Here is an 11,047-nt window from a genome sequence, read left to right as displayed (position 1 = left end):
CTGCTCAGCCCACCTTGGAGGCGAGGTCGCCCGCCAGCCCGTTCAGCACCGACTTCGCGTTCTGGCCGCCGTAGATCTCCTGGAGGGCCGCGGCCCAGCTGGTGGTCGCGTCGAAGAACTGTGCCTGCGGGGTGAACTGGATCTTCGTCTGGTCGACGACGGTCTCGAAGGTCTCGATGAAGCCGGGCAGGTGCTTCATCTTGTCCTTGTACGCCGCGTCCTGGCTGATCGACTTCCGCACGGGGTCGATGTGGTTGCCGGTGACGGCGGCCTTGCGCAGGTGCTCCTTGCCGGTCGCCCACTGCAGGAAGAGCCAACTGGCGCTCTTCTTCCTGCTCTTGGCGTTCATGCCGAGCGACCAGATCCACATGTTGGTGGCGAGGGAGCCGTTCGGGCCCTTCGGCCCGGGATGGAAGGCGATCTTCCCGGAGGCCGGACTGGCACCGGCGACGGCCTGGAAGTAGGCCGCGGTGTCGGCGTCGAAGAGCATGCCCGCCTTCTTCGCGCCGAGGTCGCTGGAGCACTGGTACCAGGTGTACGACGTCCACGACGGCGGCCCGCCCTGTTTGACCATGCCCGCCCAGTCCCGGGTGAAGGCGATGGCCTCCGGCGTGTTCATCGCGGGTTTCAACTTCCCGCCGTGCACGGTGAAGTCGTGCAGGCCGTTGCGGGCGTACATGGTCATGAAACCGGGGTGGATCGTGGCCCAGCTGCGGGAGCCTCGTACGGCGATTCCGTACATGCCGTCGTAGCCTGCCGCCGGGGCCTTCCGCTTGATGACGCCGGCGATCTCGCGCAACTCGTCGAAGGACTCGGCCGGTTTGAGGCCGAGCCTGCCGAACACCTCGGTGTTGTAGGCGACGACGTTCGTCTCCCAGCCCCACGGCAGTGCGTACTGCCCGCCCTGGCCGAGCGGAGCGCCTGCCTTCAGCGACCACTGGTCGGCCTGGAGGAGATTGGGGAAGAAGTCCGCCTGGTCCCATTCGGCGCCGGTGGCCGAGGAGTTGCGCATCCACGGTCCGAGGTCTTCGAGCCAGCCGGGCGGCCCGTACTGCCACACCATGTAGGCGCCGAGCATGAAGACGTCGTACGAGGCGCGTCCGCTGGACAGGTCCACGGTGAGCTTGTCGAAGTAGTTGTCCTCGGGGAAGACGTCGTACTCGACCCTGATGCCGGTCTTCGCGGTGAAGGACTTCAGGTCGGCGATCAGGGCGTCTGTGTACGGATGCTTGTTGAGCAGCGCCTTCACCGTCTGGTCCTTCTCCCGTTTCCAGTCGAAGGAGCCGGTGACGTCGTCCGCGGCCGAGCCGTCGCTCTTCTTGTCGTCGCTGCCGAAGCCGGCACCGCAGGCCGCGAGCAACGGGGTGGCGGCGGCCCCGGCGGTGAGGGCGAGGAAGCGTCGGCGGTCGTGCACGTGCGTGTCCATCCGTGACCTCCGGGTGGGGTTGGGCCCGGTGCGCTGTGTGGGTTAACACGTCGAGTCGACTCGCTAACAGAGGGTGTAACGGCGGAAGGTGGCCGTCAATCCCTCGCGCACGCGAAAATCTCAGTGCAGAGTGAGAAGTTCACATCCCGGGTCGAGATCCGTGGGAGGTCCGGATGGGATACGAGGGCGAGGCGTGGCTGGGGATCGACCTGGGCACGCAGAGCGTCCGGGTGCTGCTCGTCGCCGCCGACGGCACGGTCCTCGGTGCCGGTTCGGCCCCCTTGGCGGGGATGCGCGACGGGGTGCGGCACGAGCAGGATCCGGGGGAGTGGTGGACGGCGGTGTGCGCGGCTTGCCGGGGCGCCTTCAAGGACCTCAAGGACGGGCCGCCGTCCCGTATCGGCGGGCTCGCGGTGTGCGGGACATCCGGGACCGTGCTGCTGACGGATGCGGCGGGGCGGCCGGTGAGCCCCGCGCTGATGTACGACGACGGGCGTGCCTGGGCCGAGGCGGAGCGGCTGCGGGGGGCGGGGCTCATGGTGCAGAACACGTGGGGGCTGCCGAAGGCGCTGTGGCTCCTGCGCGCCCATGGGCAGGGCCGCATCACCCACCAGCCGGACCTCGTCGCCGCCGAACTCGTCGGCCGCCCCGTCCCCACCGACTCCAGCCATGCCCTCAAGACGGCCTACGACGTGGAGGGCGACGCCTGGCCGGACATCCCCGGGGCGCCCGCACTGCCCGAGGTCGTACGGCCCGGCACCCGGCTCGGCGAGGTCTGCCCGGCCGCCGCGGACGCCACCGGCATCCCGGTGGGTACCCCGGTGATCGCCGGGATGACCGACGGTTGCGCGGCGCAGATCGCGTCCGGGGCGCTGCGCCCGGGTTCCTGGAACTCGGTGCTCGGCACGACGCTGGTGCTGAAGGGGGCTTCCCGGACGCCCGTCCACGATCCCACCGGAGTGGTCTACAACCACCGTGCACCGGATGGGAGTTGGCTGCCCGGCGGGGCGTCCAGCGTGGGGGCGGGGGTGCTGACCGCCGCCTTCGCGGGCGCCGACCCGGCCGCGATGGACGCACGCGCGGCCGCCCATGAGCCCTCGGGTGCGGTGGCGTACCCCCTGGTGTCGCCCGGCGAGCGGTTCCCGTTCCTGGCGCCGCAGGCCTCCGCCCTGGTCCTGGGCGAACCCGAGGGGGAGGCCGACCTGTGGGCCGCGCTGCTGCAGGGCGTCGCCTTCGCCGAGCGCCTCTGCCTGGACTACCTGCACCACCTGGGCGCCCCGATGGACGGCCCGCTCACCTTCACCGGCGGCGCCGCCCGCAGCCCGTACTGGAACCGGCTCCGCGCCGACATCCTCGGCCGCCCCGCCCGCGTACCGGAGCAGACCGAACCGGCCCTCGGCATGGCCGCCCTGGCCGCCCACGGAACGGGCTCGGGCCCCCTGACGGACGTGGCCGACCGCATGGTCCGCATCCACACCGTCCTCGAACCCCGCCCCGACCGTACGGCCCTGTTCGCCGAGCCGTACGCCCGTCTGGTCGACGAACTGGCGGCACGGGGCTGGCTGCCGCCACCCGTGGCGGCACACGCGCACGAGCGCCTCGGCCGGGATACTGCGGGCTCATGAGCACGCGGCACGACCCGGCCCCGCCCCGGTCGGCTGCGATGTGCACGCGCAGCTTCCCGCCCCCGCACGGATGGACCGTTCCATGAGCACCACCCTCCTGCTGGCCCGCCACGGCCAGACCGTCTGGCACGCCGAGAACCGTTACGCGGGCGTGAGCGACGTCGCCCTCACCGAGACCGGCCGCGCCCAGGCCGAGGCCCTCGGCCGCTGGGCCGCCGCCCGTCCCGTCGACGCGATCTGGACGTCCACCGTCTCCCGCGCGATCGCCACCGCCGAACCCGCCTGCCGCGCCCTCGACCTCACCCCGCACCGTGAACCCGACCTGCGGGAATGCGACTTCGGGGGGGTGGAGGGCCGTACCCTTGCCGAGTTCGCGGCCGAGGACCCGAAGGCGGCGGAGGCCTTCCGCGCGGACCCGGTGGCGCATCCCTTCCCGGGCGCGGAGGATCCGCTCGCGGCGGCTGCCCGGGGTGCGGCGGCCCTGCGCCGTGTCGCCGCCGCCCACGACGGTCAGCGCGTCCTCGTCGTCGCCCACAACACGCTGCTCCGGCTGGTGCTGTGCTCCCTGCTGCACATCCCCCTGGCTGAATACCGCCGAGTCTTCCCGCAGTTGCGCAACACGGCGGTGAGTGAGATCCGTATCGACGGGGAGCACACGGCGCTGCTGTCGCTCAACGTGCCCTGCGCGTAGCCGCACACGGCAGGGCTCGACGTGAACGGCGGACCGCAGTCGGCGAGTTGTCACGTCTGAAGCCGCCCGCTCCGGGCTCCGCCCCTGCGGGATTCGCCCCCGCAACGGGGACCGGACCAGTAGGCCCGCCTGCGTGGTGCGAGTGCAACTGGCCGACTATGAACGGGAGTTCATCGGACCGTAACTGCCGATAGGCAAGTACGGCATGGGGTGAGCCGCTTTCCGGTCGTACATGTGATCTACAGTGATACATCTACGCCTTACGTCTCGGGGAGACTCATGAAGCGCAGATGGTCGCTCATCACAGCGATCACCGTACTGGCCGTCGCGCTGGCCTTTGTCGTCGTGCACCTGGTGCGCGCCCAGGGATCCGGGCAGCAGCAGGCCGGGGCGAAGCGGGCCGTCTCCGGTCCGGGCGCCGGGGCGCTGCGCGGCGTCGGGTGGTGGCCCCTGCACCGGTCCGGCACCGCGAAGGCGGGACAGCACGACGCCGTGACCCGTGGCGGCACGCAGTGGGCCGACGGTCCCACGGGCGGCGCCCTGCAGCTGGACGGCACCAGCGGATACGCCGAGACCGGCTCCCGGCTCGACACCCGGGGCAAGGACTACTCGGTCGCCGCACGGGTGCGGCTCACCGCCGACGACATGGACGCCTTCCACACCGCGGTGTCCGAGGACGGCGACGGGGCCAGCACGTTCTTCCTCCAGTACTCCGGGTCGGACCACAGCTTCGCGTTCAGCTTCTCCGGTGCCCGCACCCTCGCAGAGGCGGCCGGGAAGCCGCAGTCCGGCCGCTGGTACCACCTCACGGGCACCTACCGCCAGAGCGACCACCTGATGCGGCTCTACGTCGACGGTCGGCTGGCGGGAAGCAGGGTGGCCACCAGCGACGTGGAGCCCACCGGTGACGTGGTGATCGGACGCGCCAGGTTCAACGGGAAGCCGGCCGACTACTGGCAGGGCGACATCGCCGACGTGCACATCTACCAGCGGGAACTGACGTCCCGAGAGGTCCGGTCCCTGTCCTCCCGCGAGCCGCACTGACGGTGACACCGGGGCGGGTGCACCGCCGCAGGCCGGCGGACACGCCGCACGGCGCGCACGACAGACGACCGGAGAGGAACAGGCCTTTGCCGGCCAGCACTTCGAGCGGGGACCGGATACCCCGTCCCGCCCCGGTGGAACCCCGCCCCGACGACTTCCTCAGAGCCCTCTACCACTTCCACGGCACCGCACTGCTGCAGTTCGCCGCGCGGCGGCTGGAGGGTGACTGGCACCGCGCCGAGGACATCCTCCAGGAGGTCGCGATACGCGCCTGGCGGCACGCCGAGGAGATCGACCCGACCGATGACTCGGCGCGACCGTGGCTGTTCACCGTGTTGCGCAATCTCGTCATCGACGGCCACCGGGCCCGTCAGGCCCGGCCACCGGAGGACGGCGACCCGGAACTCGTCCACCTGCCGGTCTCCGACGAAGTGGACCACGTCCTCACCTCCCTGGTACTCGTCGAGGCGATGCGGGATCTGCGGCCGGCGCAGCGCGAGGTCCTGCTGCACGTGCACTACCTGGGGCGCAGCGTCAACCAGACGGCCGAGGTCCTCGGCGTTCCGCCGGGCACGGTCAAGTCGCGGACGTACTATGCCGCCCGCGCCCTGCGGGAGGCGCTGCACCGCCGCGGGCTGCACGTGGACGGCCTGGACCGCGAGGCCGGCTGAGACTCATGCGAAACGCCCCGCATGCCGGGTGATCTCCAGGCCGAGCGGTCCGGTGTCGAGCGAGCCGCCGGCCTCGGTCCGCCAGCGCCATCCCGCGGGTGCCGCGCCGACCACCAGCAGCGCGTCGCCGCGCCGCAGAGCGTTCAACGCCCCTTCCTGCTGCGGGAGCTGCGAGGCGTCCACGACGAACAGATGCGGCGCCTCGTCCTTGACGGCGGTCCGCCTGCTGCCGTCGATCACCCAGGTGACCTGGGTGACGTCGGCCGCATCGGACCCGGGCCGGCCCGGGGCCGCCTTGGCGAACGCCTCCTCCAGGGTGGCTGCGGTGTGCAGACGCGAGCTGCGCCGCCCGTCGCCGGTCACCAGCCCGTCGTCGGCCAGGGATCCCACCAGGGTGACCTCGGCGAGGGCGCCCACCGGGCCGGAGAGCGTCTCGACGACGAGGGACCGCACCAGGCTGCGCACCTCCTCGTCCGGGCCCGTCACGGAGATCGGCCCCGTCGCCCGGGAGAGGTCGACCAGCACCCGCTCGGGCCCGTCCAGCCCGATGGTCACCGTCAGCGCGTACGGCAGCGCCTGCTCGCCCTCCGGACCGGGGCGGTGCAGGTCGTCGGGCGAGGCCGTCCAGCGCTCGCCGTCCGCCTCGGCGGTCCAGGGCGCGGGGGCGGACTCGTCCGCACCGGCCAGCAGCAGTGCGAGCCGCTCGCCGGAGTAGACGACGGCGTACAGGTCCGGCAGCGACCGGCCGGAGCGCCGGCACTCGGCCGTCAGCCGGCGCAGGCCCGCGTCGACCACGTCCAGTGCCTGCCGTCCCACGACGGCGGCCGAGGCGGCGACGGGCTTCGGCGGGCGAGCCCGCCACTCGGTGACGACCAGCGCGGCCACCGCCCCGATCAGCGCCAGCCCCAGCACCACGGCCAGGACGTACCAGATCATCTTCTGACTCCTTGTCGGGACGCCCCGGCGACGGAGCCGGGACGGTCACAGGCGGGGGCGGCGGCGCGGCGAAGCCGCGGCATCGTGCACCCAAAGGCCACTACGGGGCCCGCCCGCGGATGGTTCACCGGCGTGTTCGTGAACCATCCTCGGGCCGGCCCCGTAGGCCATGTCAGTGGCCCGGGAGCCGACGAGCAGCACTCCCGTGGCCCCCGTTCACGCAGGCTGGAGGACGTTTCGTGTCGTTGATGTTGACCGTGGTGGAGGGGGACGGTGACGCGTTCGACGTCCACCTCGACGCCGACCCCGACACGCCCCTGAGCGCCGTCGCGGCGGCGCTGGCCGAGGCGGGCGGCGTCCACCGGCCCCCGGAGGGCCTCGGTCTGTACGCCGGCGACCGGCTGCTGCCGGCGGACCTGACGCTGCGGGACGCGCCGCTGCACCACGCGGCCGTCGTCGGCCTGGGCCGCCCGGCGGGCACCTCGTCGGCCGAACCGGACGGGCTGGTGGAGGTCCGTACGGTCGGTGGGACCGGGGCGGGCGCGGTGCGCCGGCTCGGCATCGGCGAGTACCGGATCGGGCTGGCGAACGACGGGACCGCCCAGGTGCTGGGCACCGTGCCGGACCGTCCGTTCGCCGTCCTGACGGTGGGCCCCGGGGGGCGCTGCCGGGTGGCACCCGACGAGTCCGCGGACGGCGGCCCCCTGCAACTGGACCGCGAGGACCTCGCCGAGCCCACCGCCTGGGCGGTCGGCGAACAGCTCCTCGTCGGCGGCAGCCTGTTCGAACTCGCCCTGCCGCAACGGCCGGACGCGGCCCTGCAGCCGTCGGAGGACGGCGCGGGCCAGGACTACAACAGGCCGCCGCGGCTGCGGCCGCCGGTGAACGCCACCCGCTTCGTCCTGCCCTCCCCGCCCGTGGCGCCCGCCGCCCGCCCGATGCCGTGGATCACCGCGGCCGCGCCGCTGGTGATGGCGGGGGCGGGCGCGCTGGTCTTCGGCCGCATGTCGATGCTGCTGTTCGGGCTGCTCTCCCCGGTCGCGATCCTCGGCAACTACCTGGTGAACCGGCGCAGCGGACGCCAGTCCCACTCGGATGCGGTCGCCGCCTACAAGGAGAAGAAGGCACGTATCGAGGGCGACGCGAAGCAGGCCCTGGCGGCCGAACGCACCGCCCGGCGCCGCGGTTTCCCGGACCCGGCCGAGGTCGTCCTGACCGCCGTCGGCCCCCGGCGCCGCCTGTGGGAACGCCGCACCACGGACGCCGACTTCCTGGAACTGCGCATCGGGACCGCAGACCTGCCCTCCGACGTGGTGCTCCAGGACCCGACCAAGGACGAACACCGCCGCCAGGACCCGTGGACCGCGTACGACGTCCCGGTGACCGTCGCGCTGCGCGAGCACGACGTGCTGGGCATCGCCGGCGAGGGCCCGGCCGCGCGCGCCGTGGCACGGTGGGCGGTCGCCCAGGCCGCCGTCCTGCACAGCCCCCGTGACCTCCAGATCCACCTGCTGACGGCCGGCGGTCCGGGCCGGGACGGCTGGTCCTGGCTGCGCTGGCTGCCGCACGTGCGCAAGAAGTCCGGCGACATCCCGGCCAGCATCGGCTACGGCACGGAGAGCTGCGCCCGGCGGGTCGCCGAACTGGCCGCGCTGATCGCCGAGCGCGCCGGAGGGGAGGACCGCCGCGGCCGGCCCGGCGGACCCGACGTTCTCGTCGTCCTCGACGGGGCCCGCAGGCTGCGTTCGCTGCCCGGCGTGGCGCAGATCCTGCGCGACGGACCGTCCGTCGGCGTCCGCGCGGTCTGCCTGGACGCCGAGGAGCGGCTGCTGCCCGAGGAGTGTCACGCCGTCGTCGTCGAGGAACCCGGCGGAACCGTGCGGTTGGGACGCTCCGGGAAGGGCACCATCGGCGGCATCCGGCCCGACGGCGTGTCGCTGGACTGGTGCCGTTCGCTGGCCCGGGCGATGGGCCCGCTGCGGGACCCGGGCGGGGCCGACGAGGAGGCCGCGGTGCTCCCCGGTGCCGCGCGGCTGCTCGACGTGCTCGCCCTCGACCCGCCGCAGGCCGCCGGTGTCCGGGCGCGCTGGGCGGCCGGGGGCCGCTCGACCCGGGCGGCCGTCGGCGTCTCCCTGGACGGCCCGTTCTTCCTGGACCTGCGGCGCGACGGCCCGCACGCGCTGGTCGCCGGTACCACCGGATCCGGCAAGTCCGAACTCCTTCAGACGCTGGTCGCCTCGCTGGCGGTGGCGAACCGTCCGGACGCGATGACGTTCGTCCTCGTCGACTACAAGGGCGGCTCGGCGTTCAAGGACTGCGTGGACCTGCCGCACACCGTCGGCATGGTCACCGACCTCGACGCCCACCTCGTCGAGCGGGCCCTGGTGTCGCTGACGGCGGAACTCACCCGGCGCGAGCACGTCCTCGCCGAGGCCGGTGCCAAGGACATCGAGGACTACGTCGAGCTGCTGGAGCGCAACCCGGCCGGCCGCACACCGATGCCCCGGCTGCTCATCGTCATCGACGAGTTCGCCTCGATGGTGCGTGATCTGCCGGACTTCGTGAAGGGCCTGGTCAACATCGCGCAGCGGGGCCGAAGCCTCGGCATCCACCTGATCCTGGCGACGCAGCGCCCCAGTGGTGTCGTCTCCTCGGAGATCCGCGCCAACACCAATCTGCGTATCGCGCTCCGGGTGACGGACGCCGGCGAGAGCCAGGACGTCCTCAACTCCCCCGAGGCCGCGTCGATCTCGCAGAGCACACCGGGCCGCGCCTACGTGCGCCTGGGCCAGAACTCCCTTGTGCCGTTCCAGTCCGGACGGGTCGGCGGCCGTCGGCCCGGCGCCGCCGCGAGCTCGCTGCCGGCCCCCTGGGCGGTGGTGGTCGGCTGGGAGCGGCTCGGCGAACCGCTCCCGCCGCGGCCCCGCGCCGCGGCCGCCCCCGCCGAGGTGGAGACCGACCTCACCGGACTCGTCACGGCGATCCGCGAGGCGGACCGGGAGATGGGCATCCCCGCGCAGCACAGCCCCTGGCTGCCGCCGCTGCCCGAGCAACTGGTCATCGGCGAACTGCCGCCGGCCCCGCCCTCGGACTACGACCTCGCGCCCGTCGCGTACGGCGTGGTGGACCTGCCCGCCCAACAGGCCCGGCGCCCCCTGGTGATCGACCCCGCCACGCTCGGGCACCTGCACATCATCGGCTCGCCCCGGCAGGGCAGGTCGCAGACGCTGCGCACCATCGCCGGCACCCTGGCCCACGCCCACGCCCCGGACCGGCTGCACATGTACGGCATCGACTGCGGCAACGGCGCCCTGCTGGCGATGGAGGGGCTGCCGCACTGCGGCGCCGTCACCCAGCGCACCCAGCCCGACCGGGTGGCCCGGCTGCTCGCCCGGCTGACGGCGGAGCTCGCCCGGCGCCAGGAGCTGCTCGCCGCCCACGGCAGTGCCGACCTGCCGGAGCTGCGCCGCAGCCTGCCGGAGGGCGAACGGCCGCCGCACATCGTGCTCTTCATCGACCGGTGGGAGGTCTTCGACAAGCAGCTCGGCGAGTACGACGCCGGGAACCTGCTGAATGCCGTGCTGACCCTGCTCCGGGACGGCGGGAGCGTCGGCATCCACCTGATAGTGACCGGCGACCGGGCGCTGTTCTCCAGCCGGGTCAACGGCTCCACCGAGGACAAGCTCGTGCTGAAGCTGAACGAGAAGTCCGAGTACGGCATGATCGGGATCACCCAGCGGAACGTGCCCGACGAGATCCCGCCGGGCCGCGCCTTCCGCGCCGCCGACAAGGCGGAGGTGCAGATCGCGCTCCTCACGGACGACCCGGGGGGCCAGGCGCAGGCCGTGGCGCTCCAGCGGATCGCCGAGCAGTGCCGCCGGCATGCGGACCACCTGCCGGCCGCCACCCGGCCGTTCCGCGTCGACACCCTCCCGGACCGGCTCACCTGGCAGGAGGCGGTCCGGTACGTGCCGCAGCCGCTGAAGTCCGCACGCTGGGCCCTGGCCGGTGTCGGCGGCGACGAACTCGCCGCGTTCGGACCGGACTTCGGCCTCACGCCGACCTTCCTCGTCGCCGGCCCCGCCCGCTCGGGCCGCAGCACCGTCCTGGCGACGCTGGCACTGTCGCTGCTGTCGGTCGGGATGCCCGTCGTCGTCGGTGCGCCCGCCAGGTCGCCGTTGCGCCGCCTCGCCGGACGGCCCGGGGTCCTCGCGGTGTTCGACGAGTCCGACCTCGACCCCATCGCGCTGGAAGAGGCACTGACGTCCTCGCCGAAGGGGGCGGTGGTGCTCCTGGACGACGGCGACCTGCTGCTGAAGACGAGGGCCGAGTCCGTCCTCACCCGGATCGCCAAGTCCGGTACCGAGACCCGCCAAGGCCTGGTGATCGCCGGTCAGACCGACCGGCTCTCCTCCGGGTTCTCCGGCTGGCACACCGAGGCCCGCCGCCACCGGTGCGGACTGCTGCTGAAGCCGCAGAACATGAGCGACGGCGAGCTCATCGGCGTCAAGGTGCCCCGCAGCCGCCTGGGCGCGACCCGCCCGGGCCGGGCGATCCTGCACCTGGGCGACGGCGTGCTGCGCACCGTCCAGGTCCCGGAGACGGTGCTCCCGAGGGCCGTGGACTGACCGGTCGTCCACACGGATCGAGGGCT

General features: G+C 73.2%; 7 protein-coding genes. 5 read left to right on the top strand and 2 right to left on the bottom strand.

Annotated features, from left to right (window positions below; translation table 11 throughout):
* Positions 1–4 precede the first annotated feature (4 nt).
* Positions 5–1,426, bottom strand: a complete 1,422-nt coding sequence (locus IH68_RS0114790) for an ABC transporter substrate-binding protein (protein ID WP_030934447.1) — start codon at positions 1,424–1,426, stop codon at positions 5–7.
* A 173-nt stretch (positions 1,427–1,599) separates the two neighbouring features.
* Here IH68_RS0114790 and IH68_RS0114785 point away from each other — a divergent pair, with 173 nt between their 5' ends.
* From IH68_RS0114785 to IH68_RS0114770, 4 genes are all read left to right on the top strand, one after another.
* A complete protein-coding gene (locus IH68_RS0114785; RefSeq protein WP_030934444.1) occupies positions 1,600–3,051 on the top strand; it encodes an FGGY-family carbohydrate kinase in 1,452 nt (483 codons plus the stop codon).
* Positions 3,052–3,133: 82 nt separating this feature from the next.
* The gene (locus IH68_RS0114780; RefSeq protein WP_030934441.1) at positions 3,134–3,742 is read left to right on the top strand and encodes a histidine phosphatase family protein; all 609 of its coding nucleotides are present in this window, start codon (positions 3,134–3,136) and stop codon (positions 3,740–3,742) included.
* Between the two features lie 279 nt (positions 3,743–4,021).
* Complete coding sequence (locus IH68_RS0114775) at positions 4,022–4,786, top strand: LamG domain-containing protein (protein ID WP_030934438.1); 765 nt, start codon at positions 4,022–4,024, stop codon at positions 4,784–4,786.
* Between the two features lie 86 nt (positions 4,787–4,872).
* Positions 4,873–5,457 carry a sigma-70 family RNA polymerase sigma factor gene (locus IH68_RS0114770; RefSeq protein WP_030934435.1) on the top strand — a complete coding sequence of 195 codons (585 nt, stop codon included), beginning with the start codon at positions 4,873–4,875 and terminating at the stop codon, positions 5,455–5,457.
* A 3-nt stretch (positions 5,458–5,460) separates the two neighbouring features.
* On the opposite strand, the gene IH68_RS0114765 is transcribed toward IH68_RS0114770, so the two are convergent.
* Positions 5,461–6,393, bottom strand: coding sequence for a hypothetical protein (locus tag IH68_RS0114765; protein ID WP_030934432.1), 933 nt, complete (start codon positions 6,391–6,393; stop codon positions 5,461–5,463).
* A 248-nt stretch (positions 6,394–6,641) separates the two neighbouring features.
* On the opposite strand from IH68_RS0114765, the gene IH68_RS0114760 reads away from it, so the two are divergent.
* The gene (locus IH68_RS0114760) at positions 6,642–11,021 is read left to right on the top strand and encodes an FtsK/SpoIIIE domain-containing protein (protein ID WP_107057461.1); all 4,380 of its coding nucleotides are present in this window, start codon (positions 6,642–6,644) and stop codon (positions 11,019–11,021) included.
* The last annotated feature ends 26 nt before the right edge of the window (positions 11,022–11,047 follow it).

Source organism: Streptomyces sp. NRRL S-646, from assembly GCF_000720765.1.
Lineage (GTDB): Bacteria > Actinomycetota > Actinomycetes > Streptomycetales > Streptomycetaceae > Streptomyces.
This window is presented reverse-complemented; position numbering and strand designations above follow the sequence as displayed.